This window comes from Anthropogastromicrobium sp., assembly GCF_037349415.1.
In the GTDB taxonomy this organism is placed as follows: Bacteria; Bacillota; Clostridia; order Lachnospirales; family Lachnospiraceae; genus Anthropogastromicrobium; species Anthropogastromicrobium aceti.
Window position 1 is genome coordinate 1 of the sequence record NZ_JAXWCK010000042.1, and the last position, 23,579, is coordinate 23,579.

17 protein-coding genes, 1 tRNA gene and 1 other annotated feature are annotated in these 23,579 nt (G+C 43.0%); of the genes, 17 read left to right on the forward strand and 1 reads right to left on the reverse strand.

Annotated elements, in window-relative coordinates; all coding sequences use genetic code 11:
- Window positions 1-254 precede the first annotated feature (254 nt).
- The 7 genes from rpmG (at window position 255) to rplL (ending at window position 3,679) form a co-directional block, all read left to right on the forward strand.
- Window positions 255-404, forward strand: a complete 150-nt coding sequence (gene rpmG, locus WJP93_RS09830) for a 50S ribosomal protein L33 (protein ID WP_066562058.1) — start codon at window positions 255-257, stop codon at window positions 402-404.
- Between the two features lie 27 nt (window positions 405-431).
- Entirely contained in the window at window positions 432-689 is a 258-nt protein-coding gene (secE, locus tag WJP93_RS09835; RefSeq protein WP_337548028.1) for a preprotein translocase subunit SecE, read from the forward strand.
- 13 nt (window positions 690-702) lie between these two features.
- Window positions 703-1,227, forward strand: a complete 525-nt coding sequence (gene nusG / locus WJP93_RS09840; protein WP_066562059.1) for a transcription termination/antitermination protein NusG — start codon at window positions 703-705, stop codon at window positions 1,225-1,227.
- 74 nt (window positions 1,228-1,301) lie between these two features.
- Window positions 1,302-1,727, forward strand: a complete 426-nt coding sequence (rplK, locus tag WJP93_RS09845) for a 50S ribosomal protein L11 (RefSeq protein WP_262538223.1) — start codon at window positions 1,302-1,304, stop codon at window positions 1,725-1,727.
- Between the two features lie 57 nt (window positions 1,728-1,784).
- Window positions 1,785-2,480, forward strand: coding sequence for a 50S ribosomal protein L1 (gene rplA, locus WJP93_RS09850; protein WP_066562068.1), 696 nt, complete (start codon window positions 1,785-1,787; stop codon window positions 2,478-2,480).
- 54 nt (window positions 2,481-2,534) lie between these two features.
- Window positions 2,535-2,667 (forward strand) — a sequence feature (ribosomal protein L10 leader region).
- Window positions 2,668-2,697: 30 nt separating this feature from the next.
- On the forward strand, window positions 2,698-3,186 hold the full coding sequence (gene rplJ / locus WJP93_RS09855) for a 50S ribosomal protein L10 (RefSeq protein WP_066562070.1): 489 nt from the start codon (window positions 2,698-2,700) through the stop codon (window positions 3,184-3,186).
- 124 nt (window positions 3,187-3,310) lie between these two features.
- Window positions 3,311-3,679, forward strand: coding sequence for a 50S ribosomal protein L7/L12 (gene rplL, locus WJP93_RS09860; protein WP_066562072.1), 369 nt, complete (start codon window positions 3,311-3,313; stop codon window positions 3,677-3,679).
- 206 nt (window positions 3,680-3,885) lie between these two features.
- Here the strand turns inward: rplL and WJP93_RS09865 are convergent.
- A tRNA-Pro gene (locus WJP93_RS09865) sits at window positions 3,886-3,959 on the reverse strand.
- Window positions 3,960-4,221: 262 nt separating this feature from the next.
- On the opposite strand from WJP93_RS09865, the gene WJP93_RS09870 reads away from it, so the two are divergent.
- The 10 genes from WJP93_RS09870 to WJP93_RS09915 all read left to right on the forward strand — a co-directional run bounded on the left by WJP93_RS09870 (window position 4,222) and on the right by WJP93_RS09915 (window position 23,577).
- On the forward strand, window positions 4,222-8,121 hold the full coding sequence (locus WJP93_RS09870; RefSeq protein ID WP_337548031.1) for a DNA-directed RNA polymerase subunit beta: 3,900 nt from the start codon (window positions 4,222-4,224) through the stop codon (window positions 8,119-8,121).
- A gap of 22 nt (window positions 8,122-8,143) precedes the next feature.
- The gene (gene rpoC / locus WJP93_RS09875) at window positions 8,144-11,920 is read left to right on the forward strand and encodes a DNA-directed RNA polymerase subunit beta' (protein WP_337548033.1); all 3,777 of its coding nucleotides are present in this window, start codon (window positions 8,144-8,146) and stop codon (window positions 11,918-11,920) included.
- 274 nt (window positions 11,921-12,194) lie between these two features.
- Complete coding sequence (rpsL, locus tag WJP93_RS09880) at window positions 12,195-12,617, forward strand: 30S ribosomal protein S12 (RefSeq protein ID WP_066562081.1); 423 nt, start codon at window positions 12,195-12,197, stop codon at window positions 12,615-12,617.
- Window positions 12,618-12,891: 274 nt separating this feature from the next.
- The gene (gene rpsG / locus WJP93_RS09885) at window positions 12,892-13,362 is read left to right on the forward strand and encodes a 30S ribosomal protein S7 (protein WP_066562083.1); all 471 of its coding nucleotides are present in this window, start codon (window positions 12,892-12,894) and stop codon (window positions 13,360-13,362) included.
- Between the two features lie 46 nt (window positions 13,363-13,408).
- On the forward strand, window positions 13,409-15,526 hold the full coding sequence (fusA, locus tag WJP93_RS09890) for an elongation factor G (RefSeq protein WP_227100208.1): 2,118 nt from the start codon (window positions 13,409-13,411) through the stop codon (window positions 15,524-15,526).
- 172 nt (window positions 15,527-15,698) lie between these two features.
- Window positions 15,699-16,892 carry an elongation factor Tu gene (gene tuf / locus WJP93_RS09895; protein WP_227100207.1) on the forward strand — a complete coding sequence of 398 codons (1,194 nt, stop codon included), beginning with the start codon at window positions 15,699-15,701 and terminating at the stop codon, window positions 16,890-16,892.
- 405 nt (window positions 16,893-17,297) lie between these two features.
- The gene (locus WJP93_RS09900) at window positions 17,298-18,560 is read left to right on the forward strand and encodes a substrate-binding domain-containing protein (protein ID WP_227100206.1); all 1,263 of its coding nucleotides are present in this window, start codon (window positions 17,298-17,300) and stop codon (window positions 18,558-18,560) included.
- An 80-nt stretch (window positions 18,561-18,640) separates the two neighbouring features.
- Window positions 18,641-20,149: a sugar ABC transporter ATP-binding protein gene (locus WJP93_RS09905; RefSeq protein WP_308731898.1), complete on the forward strand. Its 1,509-nt coding sequence runs from the start codon at window positions 18,641-18,643 to the stop codon at window positions 20,147-20,149.
- Window positions 20,150-20,169: 20 nt separating this feature from the next.
- Window positions 20,170-21,822, forward strand: a complete 1,653-nt coding sequence (locus WJP93_RS09910; RefSeq protein ID WP_227100204.1) for a galactoside ABC transporter permease — start codon at window positions 20,170-20,172, stop codon at window positions 21,820-21,822.
- Between the two features lie 150 nt (window positions 21,823-21,972).
- Window positions 21,973-23,577 (forward strand): response regulator, encoded by a 1,605-nt coding sequence (locus tag WJP93_RS09915; protein WP_227100203.1) that lies wholly within the window; start codon window positions 21,973-21,975, stop codon window positions 23,575-23,577.
- Window positions 23,578-23,579: the final 2 nt, after the last annotated feature.

Below are 23,579 nucleotides of genomic sequence, written 5' to 3' on the forward strand. Positions count from 1 at the left end.
GGTAGGAAATGGTAATAGGTTTGAGATGAAAAGTTTGTGTGCAGTTTTGAAGGTACAGTGAAATATAAAGGTCGAGATTCCTTTTAAGGGGGGATTTCGGCTTTTTTTAATTTTTTGCGGTTTTTTGAAAAAAAGTTCTTGACGGGGCCATTCACTTATGATATACTACTCTAGCGTTTGGAAGGCGCAGGTCTTTTTTTTTATGCGCAAAAGACCGAAAAGTTTGCTAATTTATTACGACGGAGGTGGAGATTGTGCGAGTAAAGATCACATTGGCATGTACGGACTGCAAGCAGCGTAATTACAACATGACAAAAGATAAGAAGACACATCCAGACAGAATGGAGACAAAGAAGTACTGCAGATTCTGTAAGAAGCATACATTACACAAGGAAACCAAGTAATTGGTCTCCAGTAAGGAGTAGTTGATTATGGAAGAAACAGGAAAAAAGGCAGAAACCAAATCAAAGAAGCTGGCCAAGACAAAGAAGAAGTCTATGCCATCCGTGAAAGAGCGCGTAGTTGCGTTTTGGAAGGGTGTAAAGGCCGAGTTTCGCAAGATCATCTGGCCAAGCAAAGAATCATTAAAGAATCAGACAATTGCAGTGCTGGTTGTTTCTGTTGTACTCAGCGTGTTTATCAGGTTCTTTGATATTGCATGTCAGTACGTAGTTGAGTTTATCAGGTAAGAGAGGAATCAGAATGGAAGAGGCAAAGTGGTATGTTGTCCATACCTTTTCAGGTTATGAGAATAAGGTAAAGGTTGATATCGAAAAAACTGTCGAGAACCGGAATCTTCAGGATCAGATTCTCGAGGTTGCGATTCCCCTTCAGGAAGTGATGGAGAACAAGGATGGTCAGAAGAAGTCCTCTATGAGGAAAATCTTCCCAGCATATGTGTTGGTTCATATGATTATGAATGACGATACCTGGTATGTAATCCGCAACACCAGAGGTGTTACAGGATTTGTAGGCCCGGGATCAAAGCCGGTGCCGCTGACGGAGGAAGAGATGATTGCTCTTGCTACCTTTATGGGTACTCCGCAGGAAAAGGTGAACTTCGCAGAAGGCGACCTTATCAGTGTTATTACTGGTGCATGGCAGGGTACCGAGGCTGTGATTCGTTCTGTAGATGCTGAAAAGCAGACCGCTACAATTTTTATTGACATGTTTGGACATGAAACACCGGTTGAACTGAATTTTACCGACATTAAGAAAGTTCAGTAAAACGCCTATTTGGCGTATGGTTCTGCTGTGGGAGGGTATCCCCCGCAAATACCACATTATTAGGAGGTGCCACAATGGCAAAGAAAGTTACAGGTTATATTAAGTTACAGATTCCTGCTGCAAAGGCAACACCGGCTCCACCGGTTGGACCTGCTCTTGGACAGAAGGGTGTCAACATTGTACAGTTTACAAAGGAGTTTAACGCAAGAACTGCTGATCAGGCTGGTATGATCATTCCGGTTATCATCACTGTATACGCAGACAGAAGCTTTACCTTCGTTTGCAAGACTCCGCCAGCTGCTATTCTTATTAAGAAGGCATGCAATATTCAGACTGCTTCTGCAGTACCAAATAAGACTAAGGTTGCAACTCTTTCCAAGGCTGATCTTCAGAAGATCGCTGAGACAAAGATGCCAGATCTGAATGCAGCAAGCCTTGAGGCTGCTATGAGCATGATCGCAGGTACTGCTCGCAGTATGGGTGTTAAGGTAGAAGAGTAAGAATATCAACATTAAGTGGGAGGGATATTCCCGCAAATACCACCAGGAGGTTTTTCGATGAAAAGAGGAAAAAAGTATGTAGAGGCTGCCAAGTTGGTAGACCGCGCTACTCTTTATGATGTAAACGAAGCCGTATCTATCGTAAAGAAGGCTTCTAGTGCAAAGTTTGATGAGACAGTTGAAGCTCATATCAGAACAGGTTGTGATGGACGTCACGCAGATCAGCAGATCCGTGGTGCAGTAGTTCTTCCTCATGGAACAGGTAAGAATGTTCGCGTTCTTGTATTCGCTAAGAATGACAAGGCTGATATCGCAAAAGAGGCAGGAGCTGATTACGTTGGAGCTGAGGAGCTGATTCCGAAGATCCAGAACGAAGGATGGCTTGATTTCGACGTTGTAGTAGCTACTCCGGATATGATGGGTGTTGTTGGTCGTCTGGGTCGTGTACTTGGACCGAAGGGCTTAATGCCAAACCCGAAGGCTGGTACCGTAACTATGGACGTTGCAAAGGCTATTAAGGAAATTAAAGCTGGTAAGATTGAGTACAGACTGGATAAGAGCAACATTATTCATGTTCCGGTTGGTAAGGTTTCCTTCACCGAGGAGCAGTTAGCAGACAACTTCCAGGCGCTGATGGGCGCAGTAATCAAGGCTAGACCGAGCACTCTGAAGGGTACCTTCTTAAAGAGTGTTACCATGGCTTCTACCATGGGACCTGGCGTTAAGTTAAATACCGTTAAATTTGGTCAGTAAAAAGTACTTGACAAGTGATTGTCAGTATGATATTATTGCAATGTTTGAGGCCGCAAGGCTTTCATATATTTGCCGAAGACAGCAGGTGCCGCAAGGCATAAGGAGAAAACGCCTGCCGAGGAGAGATCTATATTAAAGATTATCTTTGCCTCTCTGTCTTTGCAGAGAGGCATTTTTCGGCCTTTTCTTAAAATTTTCAAGAAGGAGGGCACATATCATGGCTAAAGTTGAGCTGAAGCAGCCGATTGTTGAGGAAATCAAAGCATCCTTAGACGGCGCAAAGGGTGTAGTTCTGGTTGACCATCGTGGTCTTACCGTTGAGCAGGATACCGTACTGCGTAAGAGTCTGAGAGAAGCTGGTGTTACTTATAAGGTATATAAGAATACACTGGTTAAGCGTGCAATCGAGGGCACTGAGTTCGAGAGCTTAAAGGATCTGTTAGAGGGTCCATCCGCAATTGCAATCAGCAAGAGCGAGGCAACCACACCGGCAAGCATTATCTGTAAGTTTGCTAAGACAAACGATAAGCTTGAGGTTAAGGGTGGTGTTGTAGAAGGAGCCTTCTACGATGCTAAGGGTGTTGAGGTTCTGTCCACAATCCCGTCCAGAGAAGAACTTCTTGCAAAGTTCCTGGGAAGCATCCAGTCTCCGATCACCAATTTTGCTCGTGTTATCAAGCAGATCGCAGAGAAGCAGGAAGCATAATCTGGTTTATGATTGGAATTTGGCAGCTGCGTAAAACAGCTGCATGAGATGATTCAAAATGGATCATCATTCGTAAAAGCCGTAAGGCATAGTTAATAATTCTTATATTAGGAGGAAAATTATCATGACAGCAGCAGAGATTATCGAAGCTATTAAGGGTATGAGCGTTTTAGAGTTAAATGACCTTGTAAAGGCATGTGAGGAAGAGTTTGGCGTATCTGCAGCAGCAGGTGTTGTTGTAGCAGCAGCAGGCGCTGGCGCAGCAGCTGAGGAAGAGAAGACTGAGTTCGACGTAGAGCTGACTGAGGTTCCAGCAGCTTCTAAGATCAAGGTTATCAAGGTTGTTCGTGAAGTAACCGGTCTGGGTCTGAAGGAAGCTAAGGAATTAGTTGAGGCAGCTCCGAAGGTAGTTAAGGAAGCAGCAGCTAAGGCTGACGCTGAAGAACTGAAGAAGAAGTTAGAGGAAGTTGGAGCAAAGGTTACCTTAAAGTAATTTGTGCTTAACATTAGGTTCTGGAATCCTTGAAAAACAAGGGTTTCAGAACCTTTTTTTGTTTATCTGACGGATATTTGATAGATATTTGTTTCAAAAGAGCAGGCAATTGACTTTAGAAAGACAGCTGCACATGTAAAGTGCAATAAAAAAAGACCGGTTTTTCCGGTCTGATAAAAGATAAGGTCAGATAAAATTAAATAAAATCGGGGCGACAAGACTTGAACTTGCGGCCTCATGAACCCCATTCATGCGCGCTACCAAACTGCGCTACGCCCCGACGCTCACAAGTAAAAACAATTATATCAAATAAGCAGAAGTTTGTAAAGAAAAAAGTTAAAAAGATCAAGAAAACGGCAAAAAAATAGTTGACAGTCTGCCTATGCTATGCTATAGTGATATGTGCACTATCATGGACAAAATCGCTTTCTATGCTTTCCGTATAGAAGACAATGGTGTCTGCCAATAGACTTTGAGGCAGCATGCCGCGCAGATATGGATCGGATAGAGGCACAAAATATATTTATCAGGGGTGAGCAAACATGGAAAAAAACAGAATTCGACCAGTCAAATCCGGCAGAACCTTCCGTATGAGTTATTCCAAGTCCAACGAAGTTCTTGAAATTCCGAATCTGATTGCGATCCAGAAGGATTCTTACCAGTGGTTCCTTGGCGATGGACTTAAAGAGGTATTTGATGATATCTCCCCTATCGTAGATTTCAGCGGCAATCTGGAGTTGCGTTTTGGCAAATTCCGTCTGTGCCCGGATGAAATTAAGCACACAATCGAGGAATGCAAGGAACGTGATGCAACATATTCCGCACCACTTAAGGTTGAGGTCAGACTTCATAATAAGGAAACTGATACCATTAAAGAACATGAGATTTATATTGGTGATCTTCCGTTGATGACGGATACAGGCTCCTTTGTAATCAATGGAGCAGAGCGTGTTATCGTTAGCCAGCTGGTACGTTCACCTGGTATTTATTTTACTATCGACCATGATAAGACCGGAAAAGAGCTGTACTCTTCTCAGGTCATCCCGAATCGTGGAGCATGGCTTGAGTATGAGACAGACTCAAATGATATTTTCTATGTAAGAGTCGATCGTACACGTAAGATACCGGTAACTGTTCTGATCCGTGCATTAGGATGGGGCAGCAATGAGCAGATTTTAGAGATCTTTGGCGAGGAGCCAAAGCTTCTTGCAACACTTGAGAAGGATGTCAGCAATGATTACAAGAGCGGTCTTCTTGAATTATATAAGAAGATTCGTCCAGGCGAGCCGCTTTCTACCGACAGTGCTTCCAGCTTGCTGCAGGGTATGTTCTTTGATGTAAGAAGATATGATCTGGCACGTGTAGGCCGTTATAAATACAATAAGAAGCTTCATTTCCGCAATCGTCTGAATGGACATATTTTAGCAGATGATGTAGTAGATGTTTCTACAGGCGAGATTATTGCTGAGGCAGGTACGACCTGTAATCGCGCAATCGCAACAAAGATTCAGAACTCAGGTGTTCCGTACGTATATGTTGATGCAGAAGGACGCCGTGTAAAGGTTCTGTCTAACCTCATGGTAGATGCTTCTGAGTATCTTAACCTGACAGAGGAAGAGCTTGAAGCTGCTGGAATCAATGAGCTTGTTTATTATCCAGTACTGACTCAGATCTTAGAGAAGGGTCTTGAGGGTGATGAGCTGATGGCAGAGCTTCGTGCAAATAATGCAGAGCTGATTCCGAAGCACATCATGAAGGAAGATATCTTAGGTTCTATTAACTACTGCTTAAACTTAGAGTATGGCATAGGACAGGATGATGATATCGACCACTTAGGAAATCGTCGTATTCGTGCTGTAGGTGAGCTGCTTCAGAACCAGTATCGTATTGGTATGTCCCGTATGGAGCGTGTTGTAAGAGAGCGTATGTCTACAAACGATCCGTCTGATCTGACACCACAGAGCTTAATTAACATTAAGCCTGTTACTGCTGCTGTTAAGGAGTTCTTCGGAAGTTCCCAGCTGTCTCAGTTCATGGATCAGAATAACCCGCTTGCAGAGTTAACTCATAAGAGACGTCTGTCTGCGTTAGGACCTGGTGGTCTGTCAAGAGACCGTGCCGGATTCGAGGTTCGAGATGTTCACTATACTCATTATGGACGTATGTGCCCAATTGAGACTCCTGAAGGTCCTAATATCGGTTTGATTAACTCACTTGCAACATATGCAAGAGTAAATAAATATGGATTTATCGAGGCACCGTATCGTATCGTTGATAAGAGTGATGCCCAAAATCCGCGTGTAACTGACGAGGTTCGCTACTTCACAGCTGATGAAGAGGATGATTTCGTAGTAGCACAGGCAAATGAGCCGTTAGATTCAGAAGGCCATTTCATGAATAAGATGGTTTCAGGTCGTTTCCGTGAGGAGACTTCTGAGTTTGAGCAGAAAAATATCGACTTGATGGACGTTTCTCCACGAATGGTATTCTCTGTCGCAACTTCCATGATTCCATTCCTGCAGAACGATGATGCGAACCGTGCACTTATGGGTTCCAACATGCAGCGTCAGGCAGTTCCGTTAATGTTAACAGAGGCTCCGGTAGTTGGTACCGGTATGGAAGATAAGGCAGCATACGATTCAGGTGTTTGCGTAGTAGCAAAGCATGCAGGTGTTGTTGAGCGTTCCTCCTCTAAGTTAATTATCGTTAAGTGTGATGATGGTACAAGAGATGAGTATCGTCTGACAAAATTCTCAAGAAGCAACCAGAGCAACTGCTACAACCAGAGACCAATCGTTTTCAAGGATGAGCGTGTTGAGGCTGGACAGGTTCTTGCAGATGGTCCGTCCACAAAGAATGGTGAGATTGCACTTGGAAAGAACCCGTTAATCGGATTTATGACCTGGGAAGGTTATAACTACGAGGATGCTGTCCTTTTAAGTGAGCGTCTTGTTCAGGAGGATGTATATACCTCCATTCATATTGAAGAATATGCAGCAGAGTCCCGTGATACAAAGCTCGGACCGGAAGAGATCACAAGAGATGTTCCTGGTGTCGGCGATGAGGCTCTCAAGGATCTTGATGACCGTGGTATCATTCGTATTGGTGCGGAAGTACGTGCCGGAGATATTCTGGTAGGTAAGGTAACACCAAAGGGTGAGACAGAGCTGACTTCTGAAGAAAGACTGCTTCGTGCAATCTTCGGTGAGAAGGCAAGAGAAGTTCGTGATACATCACTGAAGCTTCCACACGGTGCATATGGTATTGTTGTTGATACAAAGGTATTTAACCGTCAGAATAGTGATGAGCTGGCTCCAGGTGTAAATCAGGTAGTACGCATCTATATCGCACAGAAGAGAAAGATCTCTGTCGGCGATAAGATGGCAGGCCGTCACGGAAACAAGGGTGTTGTCTCCAGAGTTCTTCCTGTAGAAGATATGCCGTTCCTTCCAAATGGACGTCCTCTGGATATCGTATTAAACCCGTTGGGCGTACCTTCTCGTATGAACATCGGACAGGTGCTGGAGACTCATTTGAGTCTTGCTGCAAAAGCACTTGGATTTAATATTTCTACACCAGTATTTGATGGTGCAAGCGAGAGTGATATCCTTGATACTCTTGATCTGGCAAATGATTATGTTAACATGGAGTGGGATGAATTCTACGAGAAATATAAGGATTCCCTGCGTGAAGATGTTATGGATTACCTTGGCACTCATCTGGAGCACAGAGAGCTGTGGAAGGGTGTTCCGATTCGCCGTGATGGTAAGGTAAGACTGCGTGACGGCCGTACCGGTGAGTATTTCGACAGCCCGGTAACAATCGGACACATGCACTACTTAAAGCTGCATCATCTGGTAGATGATAAGATCCATGCACGTTCAACAGGTCCTTACTCACTTGTTACCCAGCAGCCTCTTGGTGGTAAGGCACAGTTTGGTGGACAGCGTTTCGGAGAGATGGAGGTTTGGGCTCTCGAGGCGTATGGTGCCGCTTATACACTGCAGGAGATTCTGACTGTTAAGTCTGATGATGTTGTAGGACGTGTAAAGACATATGAGGCAATTATCAAGGGCGAGAACATTCCTGAGCCAGGTGTACCGGAGTCCTTTAAGGTACTTCTTAAGGAATTACAGGCACTGGCACTTGATGTACGCGTACTGGATGCAGATAATAATGAAGTAGAAATTAAGGAAAGCACAGAGTATGGCAACACTGACTTCAGAAGTATTATGGAAGACAGTGGAAAGCGCCATTATTCTGAGGAAGAATTCCAGAGAAACGGTTCTACCATTCAGGAAGTAAAGAATGGAGAGATTGCAGACGTTGATATGGATGCTTCCAATGCAGATGATTTTGATAAAGATGATATGGACGGGTCATTTGGGTCTGATGGATTTGATGCAGATGATTTTGATGATTTAGGAGACTCAGATAACTAAGAGCCAGAAGGGAGAACCATTTATGCCGGAAAATAAAACCGATGGAGGACAGTCAATTGCTTTTGAGTCCATTAAGATTGGTCTTGCTTCCCCTGAGAAGATCAGAGAGTGGTCAAGAGGCGCTGTCACAAAGGCTGAAACAATTAACTACAGAACGCTGAAGCCGGAACCGGATGGCTTATTCTGTGAGCGTATTTTCGGACCGCAGAAGGACTGGGAGTGTCACTGTGGAAAGTATAAGAAGATTCGTTACAAGGATATGATTTGTGATCGTTGTGGTGTTGAGGTTACAAAGTCCAGTGTCCGCCGTGAGCGTATGGGACATATCGAGCTGGCAGCTCCGGTTTCCCATATCTGGTATTTCAAGGGTATTCCGAGCCGTATGGGCCTGATCCTTGATATTTCACCAAGAAATCTTGATAAGATTTTATATTTTGCATCCTATGTCGTTCTTGACAGGGGTGAGTCTGATCTGAATTATAAGCAGGTACTCTCAGAGAGAGAGTACCGCGATGCAATCGAGCAGTACGGCTATGGCAAGTTCCGTGTAGGAATGGGTGCCGAGGCAATTCAGGAGCTGTTAAAGGCAATTGACCTTGAGAAGGATTCTGAGGAACTTCGCGCAGAGCTTAAGGATGCATCAGGCCAGAAGCGTGCTCGTATCATCAAGAGATTAGAGGTTGTTGAGGCATTCCGTAATTCTGGAAATCGTCCTGAGTGGATGATTCTTGATGCTATCCCGGTTATGCCGCCGGATCTTCGTCCTATGGTTCAGCTGGATGGAGGAAGATTTGCAACATCTGATTTGAATGATCTGTATCGTCGTATTATTAATAGAAATAACCGTCTGGAAAGACTGCTTGAGTTAGGCGCTCCAGACATCATCGTGCGCAACGAGAAGCGTATGCTTCAGGAGGCAGTTGATGCCCTGATCGATAATGGTCGTCGTGGCCGTGCCGTAACAGGACCTGGAAATCGTAACTTAAAGTCTCTTTCTGATATGTTAAAGGGTAAGCAGGGACGTTTCCGTCAGAACCTGTTAGGTAAGCGTGTTGACTATTCTGGTCGTTCTGTTATCGTCGTAGGACCAGAGTTAAAGATTTATCAGTGTGGTCTTCCGAAGGAGATGGCAATCGAGCTGTTCAAGCCTTTCGTTATGAAGGAGCTTGTTGAGAACGGTTCTGCTCACAATATCAAGAGTGCAAAGAAGATGGTAGAGCGTCTTGAGACAAAGGTTTGGGATGTGCTTGAGAACGTAATTAAAGAGCATCCTGTTATGTTAAACCGTGCACCTACACTTCACAGACTTGGTATTCAGGCATTCGAGCCAATCCTTGTTGAAGGTAAGGCAATTAAGCTTCATCCGCTTGTTTGTACTGCATTCAACGCCGACTTCGATGGAGACCAGATGGCTGTCCATCTGCCGCTGTCATTAGAGGCACAGGCAGAGTGCCGTTTTATGCTGCTGTCCCCGAACAACCTGTTAAAGCCGTCTGATGGAGGTCCTGTAGCAGTTCCTTCTCAGGATATGGTCCTTGGTATTTATTACCTGACTCAGGAAAGACCAGGTGCAAAGGGCGAGGGCATGTGCTTTAAGAGTATGGACGAGGCACTGCTTGCATATGAGAATGGCTGCATTACATTCCACAGCAGAATCAAGATTCGTGTAAGAAAGACAATGGCAGATGGCACTGTTCTTCAGGATACACTTGATACTACACTTGGAAGAAGTATGTTTAATGAAATCCTTCCACAGGATTTAGGATATGTAGACAGAAGCATTCCAGAGAACGCATTAAAGCTTGAGGTTGACTTCCATGTCGGCAAGAAGCAGTTAAAGCAGATTCTGGAGAAGGTTATCAATACACACGGAGCAACAAAGACTGCTGAAGTTCTTGACTCCATTAAGGCAATGGGTTACAAGTACTCAACAAGAGCAGCTATGACCGTATCCATATCTGATATGACAGTTCCGCCGCAGAAGCCAGAGATGATTAAGAAGGCTCAGGCAACTGTTGACCAGATTGCAAAGCACTACAAGATGGGTTGGATCACCGATGAGGAGCGTTATAACCAGGTTATCAAGACTTGGGAAGCAACTGATAAGGAGCTGACAAAGGCACTTCTTGATGGTCTTGATAAGTACAACAACATCTTCATGATGGCTGACTCTGGTGCCCGTGGTTCTGATAAGCAGATCAAGCAGCTGGCTGGTATGCGTGGACTTATGGCAAACACAACTGGTAAGGCAATCGAACTTCCTATTAAATCAAACTTCCGTGAAGGACTTGACGTATTGGAGTACTTCATTTCCGCTCATGGTGCAAGAAAGGGTATGTCCGATACCGCACTTCGTACCGCTGACTCTGGTTACCTGACAAGACGTCTTGTTGATGTATCTCAGCAGCTTATGGTTCGTGAGATGGATTGTTGTGAAGGAAAGAACATTCCATATATGGAAATCGGTTCCTTTATGAATGGTCAGGAAGTTGTTGAGCAGCTTCAGGAGCGTATGACCGGCAGATTTATCGCAGAGACAATTGTTGATCCTGATACAGGAGAAGAAATTATTCACGAAAACTGCATGGTAACACCAAAGCGTGCTGCAAAGATTATGAATGCACTTGAGCGCATGGGCAGACATACAGTAAAGATCCGTACTGTTCTTAGCTGCCGTTCCCATGTGGGAATTTGTGCAAAGTGTTATGGTTCCAACCTGGCAACAGGACAGGCTGTACAGATCGGTGAGGCTGTTGGTATTATCGCAGCTCAGTCTATCGGTGAGCCTGGTACACAGCTGACCATGAGAACCTTCCATAGTGGTGGTGTTGCCGGCGGCGATATCACACAGGGTCTTCCTCGTGTCGAGGAGCTTTTCGAGGCACGTAAGCCAAAGGGTGTTGCAATCGTAACTGAGATTGGCGGTATTGCTACTGTTAAGGATGTCAAGAAGAAGAGAGAGATTATCGTAACAGATCCGGAGAGCGGAGAGTCAAAGACTTATATGATCCCATATGATGCAAGAATCCGTCCGATCGACGGCAAGGTAATAAATGCCGGTGATCCTCTGACAGAAGGTAGCATCAACCCGCATGATATCCTGCGTATTCAGGGTGTTCGTGCCGTACAGGATTACATGCTTCAGGAAGTTCAGCGTGTATATCGTCTGCAGGGTGTTGAGATCAACGATAAGCATATCGAAGTAATTGTTCGTCAGATGTTGAAGAAGATCCGTATCGAGAGAAGCGGAGATGCCGATGTTCTTCCAGGAGTATCTATGGATGTTCTTGATTTTGACGATATGAACGAGAAGCTTGTCGAGGAAGGTAAGGAGCCAGCAGAAGGAAAGCAGATTATGCTTGGTATCACAAAGGCATCTCTTGCAACAAACTCCTTCCTGTCAGCAGCATCCTTCCAGGAGACTACAAAGGCTCTGACCGATGCAGCTATCAATGGCAAGGTTGACCCGCTGCTTGGTATGAAGGAAAATGTTATCATCGGTAAGCTGCTTCCAGTAGGTACTGGTATGAAGCGTTATCGCAATCTGGAACTCAATACAGATTATCAGCAGTCTGATATTGTTGATTTCTCTGATGATGAGACTGAGACTGCAGGTGATGATACTATCGAGCTTTCTGAGGATTTTGATGAGTCTGATGATGCAGACGAGGCTGTAAAGGCAGCTGAGGAAGCATTTGCAGATGATGATGATGATACAGATGCAGATACAGACACAGATGATTTCGATGAGGAATATTTAAAGGCATTTTCTAAATCAGATGATTCTGATGCAAAATAAAATATAAAAAAAGCTGTTCCGGTGGCAATGTTGTCGGGACAGCTTTTTTTAGATAAGCCAATATTGCACCGAAGGGCTTTCGTAACATGACGCATGAACATTAACAAAAATGTTGATAAAAATGTGTAAAAACTTGAATTTCCTATTGACAGAAAAATATAAAGGATATATAATTTAAAGGCATGTGGCCTTGGAAGCAAAATGCTGTCCAACAACCGGGCTTGCATGATTCATTACATTATAATGTTTTTAATTTCCGCAGGAGGTGAAACGGATGCCTACATTTAATCAGTTAGTTAGAAAAGGAAGACAGACTCTGCAGAAGAAGTCTACTGCTCCGGCACTTCAGAAGGGATATAACTCCTTAAAGAAGAAGTCTACCGACAAGAGTGCTCCGCAGAAGAGAGGTGTTTGTACTGCAGTTAAGACAGCTACTCCTAAGAAGCCGAACTCAGCTCTTAGAAAGATCGCCAGAGTACGTCTTTCCAATGGAATCGAAGTAACAAGCTACATCCCAGGTGAGGGACATAACCTTCAGGAGCATAGCGTTGTTCTGATCCGTGGCGGCCGTGTTAAGGACTTACCAGGTACCAGATACCATATCGTAAGAGGAACCCTTGATACAGCAGGTGTTGCTAAGAGACGCCAGGCTCGTTCCAAGTACGGTGCTAAGAGACCGAAAGACGCTAAGAAGTAATTCTAATTAAAACTTAATAAAACGCATTTTAATTAAGAAGAGATTCTTGCGCAGAACAAGTAAGTAAGTGTACCACTTTTTTTGATTAGTGCCGGCATTCGAACAATACCTTCCTGGCGGTTGCAGGAGATAGAAAGGTACAGCCAAGTGTGCGTCGAGGACGTTGCTTGTGTTGGAGAAACAAGAACCGAGCGCGAACACAAAGATGGATGTGAGTACCGATGAGATAACTGAGAGGCGAAAGCCTCGTATTGTAGTTAAGGAGGGAAGTATCGTGCCACGTAAAGGACATACTCAGAAGAGAGACGTATTAGCAGATCCGTTATACAACAATAAGGTTGTTACAAAGCTGATCAACAACATTATGTTAGACGGTAAGAAGGGTGTTGCCCAGAAGATCGTTTATGGCGCTTTCAACAAGGTTGAGGAAAAGACCGGAAAGCCAGCTGTAGAAGTTTTCGAAGAGGCAATGAACAATGTAATGCCAGTTCTCGAGGTTAAGGCTAAGAGAATCGGTGGAGCAACTTATCAGGTTCCGATCGAGGTTAAGCCAGAAAGAAGACAGGCTCTTGCTCTTCGTTGGTTAACCATGTTCTCCCGTAAGAGAGGCGAGAAGACCATGGAAGATAAGCTTGCAAACGAGATCATGGATGCAGCAAATGGAACAGGTTCCGCTGTAAAGAGAAAGGAAGATATGCACAAGATGGCAGATGCAAACAAGGCATTTGCTCACTATCGCTTCTAATAGTTGCATTATCTGATATTTACAGCAAGTTAAGGAGGAAAAAATCTTGGCTGGAAGAGAATATCCATTGGAGAGAACCAGAAATATTGGAATTATGGCTCATATCGATGCAGGTAAGACTACTCTGACTGAGCGTATTCTGTATTATACTGGAGTTAATTATAAGATTGGTGATACCCATGAGGGTACTGCTACCATGGACTGGATGGCTCAGGAGCAGGAGAGAGGTATCACAATCACATCTGCAGCTACTACCTGTCATTGGACACTGGAAGAAAACTGCAAGCCGAAGCCAGGTGCTCTGGAGCATCGTATCAACATCATTGATACCCCAGGACACGTTGACTTTACTGTAGAGGTTGAGCGTTCCCTTCGTGTACTTGATGGCGCCGTTGGCGTTTTCTGTGCAAAGGGTGGTGTTGAGCCTCAGTCCGAGAACGTATGGCGTCAGGCTGATACCTATAACGTACCGAGAATGGCATTCATCAATAAGATGGATATCCTTGGTGCAAACTTCTACGGTGCTGTTGAGCAGATCCGTACCAGATTAGGTAAGAACGCAATCGTTCTTCAGCTTCCAATCGGTAAGGAAGATGATTTCCAGGGAATCATCGACCTGTTCGAGATGAAAGCTTATATTTACAATGATGATAAGGGTAATGATATCACCATCTGCGATATTCCGGAAGATATGAAGGAGCAGGCAGAGGAGTATCATACCGAGTTGATCGAGAAGATCTGTGAGCTTGATGATGACCTGATGATGCAGTATCTTGAGGGTGAAGAGATCGCAGTTGCTGATCTGAAGGCTGCTCTTCGTAAAGGCTGCTGCAATTGTACCGCTATTCCGGTATGCTGTGGTAGTGCTTATCGTAACAAGGGTGTTCAGAAGCTTCTGGATGCAATCATCGAGTATATGCCAGCTCCAACCGACATCCCGTCAATCAAGGGTGTTGATATGGACGGAAACGAAGTTGTAAGACATTCTTCTGATGAAGAGCCATTTGCAGCTCTGGCATTCAAGATCATGGCTGACCCATTTGTTGGTAAGTTAGCTTACTTCAGAGTTTACTCCGGTACTCTGAACTCCGGTTCCTATGTATACAATGCTACAAAGGATAAGAAGGAGCGTGTAGGCCGTATTCTTCAGATGCACGCTAATAAGCGTATGGAGCTTGATAAGGTTTACTCCGGAGATATCGCAGCAGCTGTTGGTTTCAAGATCACAACTACTGGTGATACAATCTGTGATGAGCAGCATCCAGTAATCCTTGAGTCTATGGAGTTCCCAGAGCCAGTTATCGAGTTGGCTATCGAGCCGAAGACTAAGGCTGGACAGCAGAAGATGGGCGAGGCTCTTGCAAAGTTGGCTGAGGAGGATCCGACCTTCCGTCAGCACACTGATCAGGAAACTGGACAGACCATCATCGCTGGTATGGGTGAGCTTCATCTGGAGATCATTGTTGACCGTCTGCTTCGTGAGTTCAAGGTTGAGGCAAACGTTGGTGCACCTCAGGTTGCTTACAAGGAAGCAATCACTAAGGCTGTTGATGTAGATAGCAAGTATGCTAAGCAGTCTGGTGGTCGTGGACAGTACGGTCATTGTAAGGTACACTTCACACCAATGGATTACAACGGAGAAGAACTGTTCCAGTTCAAGTCTTCTGTTGTTGGTGGTGCTATTCCGAAGGAATACATCCCGGCTGTTGGCGAAGGTATCGAAGAGGCTACTAAGAGCGGTATCCTTGGCGGTTACCCGGTTATCGGTGTATGCGCTGATGTATACGACGGTTCTTATCATGAAGTCGATTCTTCTGAAATGGCATTCCACATTGCTGGTTCTATGGCATTCAAGGAAGCTATGCAGAAGGCATCCCCAGTCCTTCTTGAGCCTATCATGAAGGTTGAGGTTACTATGCCTGAGGAATACATGGGTGACGTTATCGGTGATATCAACTCCCGTCGTGGCCGTATCGAGGGTATGGATGACCTGGGCGGTGGAAAGATCGTTAGAGGTTATGTTCCGCTGGCTGAGATGTTCGGCTATTCCACAGACCTGCGTTCTAAGACTCAGGGTCGTGGTAACTACTCTATGTTCTTTGAGAAGTATGAGCCAGTTCCGAAGAATGTTCAGGAGAAGGTTCTGAGCGCAAAGAACAAATAAACAAAATCATAATGCTGTGCAGCTTGTCTGCACGGCATATAATGATAAAATTTTTATTATTTCCTAAAATTAGACTTGAAAAAGTTCTCATTATGTAATATACTGAGAGCAGTGTCAGTCTAACACAAGACATTTATGCCCTCTGGGCAATATTTAAGGAGGAATTTCAATCATGGCAAAGGCTAAATTTGAAAGAACGAAACCGCATTGTAACATTGGTACCATCGGACACGTTGACCATGGTAAGACTACTTTAACTGCTGCTATTACCAAGACTCTTCATGCAAGATATGGTACTGGCGAGGAAGTTGCTTTCGAGAACATCGATAAGGCTCCAGAAGAGAGAGAGAGAGGAATCACTATCTCTACCGCTCACGTTGAGTATGAGACTCCACATCGTCACTACGCTCACGTTGACTGCCCAGGACATGCTGACTACGTTAAGAACATGATCACCGGTGCTGCACAGATGGATGGTGCTATCCTGGTTGTAGCTGCTACCGATGGTGTTATGGCTCAGACTAGAGAGCACATCCTTCTGTCCCGTCAGGTAGGCGTTCCGTACATCGTTGTATTCATGAACAAGTGTGATATGGTAGACGATGAGGAGCTTCTTGAACTGGTTGAGATGGAGATCCGTGAGCTGTTAAACGAGTATGAGTTCCCGGGTGATGACATTCCGGTTATCAGAGGTTCAGCTCTGCAGGCTCTGAACGATCCGATGGGACCATGGGGAGACAAGATCATTGAGTTAATGGAAGCTGTTGATAGCTACGTTCCGGATCCGGTTCGTGATACTGATAAGCCATTCCTGATGCCAGTTGAGGACGTATTCTCTATTACTGGTCGTGGTACTGTTGCTACTGGTAGAGTAGAGAGAGGTACTCTGCATCTGAACGATTCCGTTGAGATCGTAGGTATCAAGGAAGAGAACAGAACCGTAGTTGTAACCGGTATCGAGATGTTCCGTAAGCTTCTGGATGAGGCTCAGGCTGGTGATAACATCGGTGCTCTGCTTCGTGGTGTTCAGAGAACTGATATCGAAAGAGGTCAGTGTCTGTGTAAGCCAGGTTCTGTAAAGTGCCACAAGAAGTTTACCGCTCAGGTATACGTTCTGACCAAGGATGAGGGTGGTCGTCATACTCCATTCTTCAACAACTACAGACCGCAGTTCTACTTCAGAACAACTGACGTTACTGGTGTTTGTGAGCTTCCGGCTGGTACCGAGATGTGTATGCCAGGTGATAACGTAGAGATGACCATCGAGCTGATTCACCCAGTAGCTATGGAGCAGGGTCTTCGTTTCGCTATCCGTGAGGGTGGACGTACCGTTGGTTCTGGTAGAGTAGTTTCTATCGTAGAATAATTTACGTTTGAGTAATTAAATAAGCGTGTGAAAGCGCGTGAGAGACAGTCATTGCAGGCTTGCCTGCAAGTGGCTGTCTTTTTTTTATATCTTTTGGTCTAAATCATGCTGACATGCAAAAGAAATAGCAATAAAATATTGTGGCTTTTTACCACACTAAACTGCTGAATAAAAAATCAGAATTAAACTAATATAGAAGAACTGTATAGAATGAATTTCTAATATCTTGCAAAATCAAGCAAAATGACTGCTACAATCATAAAACTAACATTTGAAAAGTATTAAAAATAATAAAATACACAAAATTTCAATGGTTCATATAAAAATTTTCTATATGATTATGCGCTTGTGAATAATATAATAAGGACAGTTAATAAAGCACATACTTCAAAGGAGGAGTAAAACATGAAAAAGAGCAGAATCTTTCCATTACTTGTAGGAGCAGCACTTTCCAGTTCATTGGTAGCCTGCAGTTCAGGATCGGGATCAGGAAACAAGACGAGTGTTGACAATAGCAAGAAGCCATTAGTATGGTTCAACCGTCAGCCATCTAACAGTTCTACAGGAGAGCTTGACAAGGATGCTTTGAACTTTAACGATAAGACATATTATGTTGGTTTTGATGCAAATCAGGGTGCTGAACTTCAGGGTCAGATGGTACTTGATTATATTAAGGAAAATGCAGCATCTATGGACCGTAATGGTGACGGCGTAATCGGTTATATCTTAGCAATTGGTGATATCGGACATAACGATTCCATCGCACGAACACGTGGTGTTCGTTCTGCACTGGGAACTGGCGTTGAGACTGATGGAGTAGTTGATGCATCTCCTATCGGAACAAATGCAGATGGTTCTTCTAAGATCGTTCAGGATTCTACTATCGAGGTAGATGGAAAAGAATATACCATCCGTGAGCTGGCAGCACAGGAAATGAAGAACTCAGCAGGTGCTACATGGGATGCAGCTACTGCTGGTAATGCAATCGGAACTTGGGCAGCATCTTTTGGTGATGAGATCGATGTTGTTGTATCTAACAATGATGGTATGGGAATGTCTATGTTCAATGCATGGGCAAAGGAGAACGAAGTACCTACATTTGGTTATGATGCAAACAGTGACGCAGTTGCAGCAATTGCAGAAGGCTACGGCGGAACAATTTCCCAGCATGCAGACGTTCAGGCTTACCTGACACTGAGAGTTTTAAGAAATGCACTGGACGGTGTAGATATCGATACTGGTATTGGTACTGCAGATGCAGCAGGCAACAAGCTGGAAGAAGGCGTTGATTATAGATATAGTGCAGATGAGAGATCCTACTATGCATTAAATATTGCGATCACAGCAGATAACTATAAGGATTTCACCGATTCTACCAAGGTATACAGCAAGGTTTCAAATCAGCTGGATGCTTCTAAGAGCCCAGAGAAGAAGGTATGGTTAAATATCTACAATGCTTCTGATAACTTCTTAAGCTCAACTTATCAGCCACTTCTTCAGAACTATGATGATCTGCTGAACTTAAAGGTTGAATACATTGGTGGTGATGGTCAGACAGAGTCTAACATTACAAACCGTCTTGGTAATCCAGGCGAGTATGATGCATTCGCAATCAATATGGTTAAGACAGACAATGCAGCATCTTATACATCTCTCCTTAAGCAGTAATTGATAGAGATTTTTTGCTAGCAAAAGGTCCGAGGGTGTTAGAACTTCTGACACCCTCTTTTTCTGAAAGGAGTAAGGATATGGAAGAAGGTAATAAGGATATCGTCTTGTCGATCCGCGGCATGAGCAAATCATTCGGAAGGAACAAGGTTCTAAAGCATATCGACATGGATGTGCCGAGAGGATCAATCATGGGTTTGATGGGTGAGAATGGTGCAGGTAAATCGACAATGATGAAATGTCTTTTTGGTACGTATCAAAAAGATGAAGGAACAATAATTTTAGACGGGAAAGAGATTAGCTTTACAGGTCCAAAGGATGCTTTGGAAAATGGTGTGGCAATGGTTCATCAGGAGTTGAATCAGTGTCTGGAAAGAAATGTAATTGACAATCTATTCCTGGGTCGCTACCCGAAAACATCCCTCGGAGTAATTGATGAGGGAAGAATGAAAAAAGAGGCTTCTGATTTATTCCGTAAGCTTGGCATTACGGTAGATCTTTCACAGCCGATGAAAAAAATGTCTGTTTCAAAGAGACAGATGTGTGAAATTGCAAAGGCAATTTCTTATAATTCAAAGGTGATTGTTTTGGATGAGCCAACCTCATCTCTGACAGCACCAGAAGTTGAAAAATTATTTAAGATGATGAGACAGCTTCGTGAACAGGGAATTTCACTGATCTATATCTCTCACAAGATGGATGAGATCTTTGAGATCTGTGACCAGGTTTCTGTTCTTCGAGATGGTGCTCTTGTAATGACTAAAAACTGTAGTGATACCAACATGAATGAGTTGATTTCTGCTATGGTAGGAAGATCATTAGATAATCGTTTCCCGCCTGTTGATAATACACCGGGTGATGTGATTTTAAGAGTAGAGCATTTATCTACGAAATATGCACCGAAGCTTCAAGATATAACCTTTGATGTAAAAAAGGGAGAAATATTTGGTTTATATGGTCTGGTTGGTGCGGGTCGTACAGAGCTTCTTGAGACAATATTTGGTATTCGTACAAGAGCAGCCGGACGTGTCTACTATGATGATAAGCTGATGAATTTCAATTCATCAAAAGATGCAATGGATCATGGATTTGCGTTAATTACTGAGGAACGTAAGGCTGATGGATTATTCTTAAAAGCAGATATCACCTTTAATACAACAATTGCTAATATGAATCAGTATAAATCTGGCATTGCATTATCTAAGGATGAAATGGTAAGAGCAACTGCAGAAGAAATTCGTATTATGCATACAAAGTGCATGGGACCAGATGATATGATTGCAAACCTTTCTGGTGGAAATCAGCAGAAGGCAATCTTTGGAAGATGGTTGGAGCGTTCACCAAAGATTTTCATGATGGATGATCCGACACGAGGCATTGATGTTGGTGCTAAGTACGAGATTTATGAACTGATTATTGATATGGCTAAGCAGGGAAAGACAATCATTGTTGTTTCATCTGAGATGCCGGAGATTCTTGGAATTACAAACCGAATCGGTGTAATGTCAAACGGTCATCTGGCAGGAATTGTAAACACCAAGGAAACAAATCAGGAAGAACTGCTTAGACTTAGTGCAAAGTATTTGTAATAGAGAGGAGTACGAGAGCTATGGCAAATGATATGAGATATCTTTCGGCAGAAGAGGAAGCAAAGCTTTTAAAGCCGATTGATGAATATGTTGGTAAAATACAGGCACAGATAGATGCCCTGCGTGTAGATGGTTCTGATAAGGTGCAGGCATTAAAGACACATATCTCTTTAACAAAGGAAGATAAGAATTATACAAAAGAGGAGCAGAATGCAATTATCCGAAAGGATCAGGAGCTTCTTGTAAAGGCAAGAGAGGTAGAAACTGCAAATAAAGATAAAGTTTCCAAGCTGATTGCAGATGCAGAATCTTATCTGAAGACTCATTTTAAGAAAGATTATTACGATAAGGTTGCAGCAAGCTGTGCAGCTCAAAAGGAAGCTGAGAATGCAGAATATGAAAAGATTCGCGCAAATCTCAAAGCAGAGCACGAGCGCACAATTTCCGGCATGACAGACAAACAGGAGCTTAAGGACGAGAAGTATGTATATAAGAATCGTCTGTATGACGCACAGATGGTGCATGAGTCAAAGCTTCAGGAAATCAAGGACAGAAAGCATGAGGCATTTGTGCATCAGTATCATCTGATTGATTTGCTTCGTATGTCAAAGTTTACTTATGGACAGAAGAAGCTTCAGAAACTGGAAAATTACAAGTATACATTTAACACACCGCAGTTCCTTTATAAGAACGGACTTTATATTGTAATTATCCTGATTTTTATCGCACTTTGCTTTATAACACCAGTTGTAAAGGATACGCAGCTTCTGACAACAGCTAATATTTTGAATATTCTTCAGCAGGCATCACCTCGTATCTTCCTGGCTCTTGGTGTAGCAGGATTGATTCTGTTAACCGGTACTGATCTTTCTGTAGGCCGAATGGTTGGTATGGGTATGGTAACAGCAACCATTATTATGCACAATGGTATTAATACAGGCGGTGTATTTGGCCATATCTTTGACTTCACTGGAATCCCTGCACCGGCTCGTGCAATATTTGCACTGCTTGTATGTGTGATTCTGACAACTGGATTTGCATCAATTGCAGGTTTCTTTATGGCAAGATTTAAGATGCATCCATTTATCTCTACTATGGCAAACATGCTTATTATCTTTGGTCTTGTAACATATGCAACAAAGGGCGTATCCTTTGGAGCAATTGATTCTTCCATCCCGGCAATGTTTATTCCAAAAATTGGAAATTTTCCAACCATTATTCTGTGGGCAGTTGTTGCAGTTGCAGTTGTATGGTTTATCTGGAATAAGACAACGTTTGGTAAGAATCTGTATGCAGTTGGTGGTAATCCAGAAGCAGCTGCTGTATCTGGTATTTCTGTATTTGCAGTAACAATGGGCGCATTCGTTCTTGCAGGTATCCTGTATGGATTTGGTGCTTGGCTGGAATGTAATCGTATGATCGGTTCTGGTAGTGCAGCTTATGGACAAGGATGGGATATGGATGCTATCGCTGCCTGCGTTGTTGGTGGTGTATCCTTTACTGGTGGTATTGGTAAGATTTCTGGCGTTGTAACTGGTGTATTGATCTTTACTGCACTGACGTATTCCCTTACTATTCTTGGTATTGATACAAACCTTCAGTTTATCTTTGAAGGTATTATCATTCTCGTAGCAGTTACACTCGACTGTCTCAAGTACGTAAAGAAGAAGTAATGCACAAAAAATGTAAAAAAAAATAATATTACTAGTGGAAAATTGGTAAAAAAAGAGTATAATGAAGATGGCACGAATCTATTTATAAAGAAGTTCGTGCCATTTTTTGTAAATGCAGAAAGATTTCTTAGTAAACATGGAGGAATATAGATGACTACATATAAAGTACTTCTTGTAGATGATGAGGAAGAAGTCAGAAATGCAATTGAACAAAGAATTAATTGGGAAGAATTGGGATTTGAGGTAATCGGAAAAGCACAGAATGGTGTAAAAGCTATGGAAATAGCAGAAAAACTGCAGCCAGATGTGGTCATTACCGATATCAAAATGCCATATATGAATGGATTGGAACTGGCACGTAATTTAAAGGAAGAGAATCCAGGCGTGCGAATTTTAATTCTGACTGGATTTGACGAGTTTGAATATGCCAAAGAAGCAGTTCATCTTGAAATTGAAGAGTATATATTAAAACCGATCAATGCCAATGAGCTTTCTGAATGTCTCAAACGATTAAAAAACGTACTCGATAAAGAGAGAGAAGAAAAATTAAATGTCAGAAAGCTAGAGCAGTACTACACAGATTCCCTTCCTGTACTTCAAACAAATTTCTTTTGTTCTCTTGTGGAGGGACGCATTTCGGACAGTGAAATAAATAAATATTTAAATGATTATCAGATTTCTTTGCCAGGTTCATATTTTTGCTGCGCTGTTTTCCATACATCAGAAAATCATGTTCCTGACGGGATGACACCACTTCTGCTTTCGATATCTGTACAAAGAGAAGTAAAGGAAAAATTCCGCGGCAAATGGGACTGCAGATATTTTTCTTATCTGGGAAATATTGTTATGGTAGCAAATTTAGGCAAAGAAGATGAAATCACGAGACTGACGGATGACTGTGACCGCTTCTGCAAATGGGCAGACCGCTTTTTTGGTGCAGTTGTTACCGTTGGAATAGGTAAGGTGTGCAATGAAGTATCAAATCTTCGTTTTTCCTATGAAGGGGCATGGGAAGCACTTTCGTATCGTGTTATTTACGGATCAGGCTGCTCTATCAATATTGCAGATATTGCACCGAAGGGGCAGGGGCTTTCCATGCAGCCAGATGATATTAATATGAATGATGTGTTCAAGGCAGTTCATATTGGGGTACGTGAAGATATTGAACATGCAGTTTTTTCTTTAGTGAAGGAACTAAAAGATAATGCAAAAACAATTATGCAGTATAATTTTACAGTGCTGGAAATTGTAGGGCATCTATATCGTTTCTGTGGAAATAATCATATGAAATTTGAAGATCATGCCGGAGAAATCAAAAATGCGTATGAAGAAATTACAAAGATGGATGAAAGTGCATTAATGGCCTGGCTTGTCAGAGTAGCACTATCGATCAGTGATGAACTAAAAAATGCCAGAAATTCTTCACTGCGTTACCTTATTTCAGAAGCAAAAAATATTGTTCGTGATGAGTATGCAGATGCAGATCTGTCACTTGATACCGTATGTTCAAAGCTTGGTGTATCAAATTCCTATTTTTCTTCTATTTTTAAGAAAGAAGTGGGCATTTCATTTATTACATATTTGACAGATTATAGAATGCAGCAGGCTGTTCATCTGATGCTTGAAACAAATGAAAAAAATTATGAAATTGCAGAACATGTTGGCTATGAGGACGCAAACTATTTTGGATATGTTTTTAAACGCAAATATGGAATGTCGCCTTCAAAATATCGCACAGAGCATATGGGAAAATGAGT

What these genes read in the sequence shown, in the direction of transcription:
- secE (WP_337548028.1), top strand. Translation starts at nt 432, where the DNA reads ATGGAAGAAACAGGAAAAAAGGCAGAAACCAAATCAAAGAAGCTGGCC.
- nusG (WP_066562059.1), top strand. Translation starts at nt 703, where the DNA reads ATGGAAGAGGCAAAGTGGTATGTTGTCCATACCTTTTCAGGTTATGAG.
- rplK (WP_262538223.1), top strand. Translation starts at nt 1,302, where the DNA reads ATGGCAAAGAAAGTTACAGGTTATATTAAGTTACAGATTCCTGCTGCA.
- rplA (WP_066562068.1), top strand. Translation starts at nt 1,785, where the DNA reads ATGAAAAGAGGAAAAAAGTATGTAGAGGCTGCCAAGTTGGTAGACCGC.
- rplJ (WP_066562070.1), top strand. Translation starts at nt 2,698, where the DNA reads ATGGCTAAAGTTGAGCTGAAGCAGCCGATTGTTGAGGAAATCAAAGCA.
- rplL (WP_066562072.1), top strand. Translation starts at nt 3,311, where the DNA reads ATGACAGCAGCAGAGATTATCGAAGCTATTAAGGGTATGAGCGTTTTA.
- WJP93_RS09870 (WP_337548031.1), top strand. Translation starts at nt 4,222, where the DNA reads ATGGAAAAAAACAGAATTCGACCAGTCAAATCCGGCAGAACCTTCCGT.
- rpoC (WP_337548033.1), top strand. Translation starts at nt 8,144, where the DNA reads ATGCCGGAAAATAAAACCGATGGAGGACAGTCAATTGCTTTTGAGTCC.
- rpsL (WP_066562081.1), top strand. Translation starts at nt 12,195, where the DNA reads ATGCCTACATTTAATCAGTTAGTTAGAAAAGGAAGACAGACTCTGCAG.
- tuf (WP_227100207.1), top strand. Translation starts at nt 15,699, where the DNA reads ATGGCAAAGGCTAAATTTGAAAGAACGAAACCGCATTGTAACATTGGT.
- WJP93_RS09900 (WP_227100206.1), top strand. Translation starts at nt 17,298, where the DNA reads ATGAAAAAGAGCAGAATCTTTCCATTACTTGTAGGAGCAGCACTTTCC.
- WJP93_RS09905 (WP_308731898.1), top strand. Translation starts at nt 18,641, where the DNA reads ATGGAAGAAGGTAATAAGGATATCGTCTTGTCGATCCGCGGCATGAGC.
- WJP93_RS09910 (WP_227100204.1), top strand. Translation starts at nt 20,170, where the DNA reads ATGGCAAATGATATGAGATATCTTTCGGCAGAAGAGGAAGCAAAGCTT.
- WJP93_RS09915 (WP_227100203.1), top strand. Translation starts at nt 21,973, where the DNA reads ATGACTACATATAAAGTACTTCTTGTAGATGATGAGGAAGAAGTCAGA.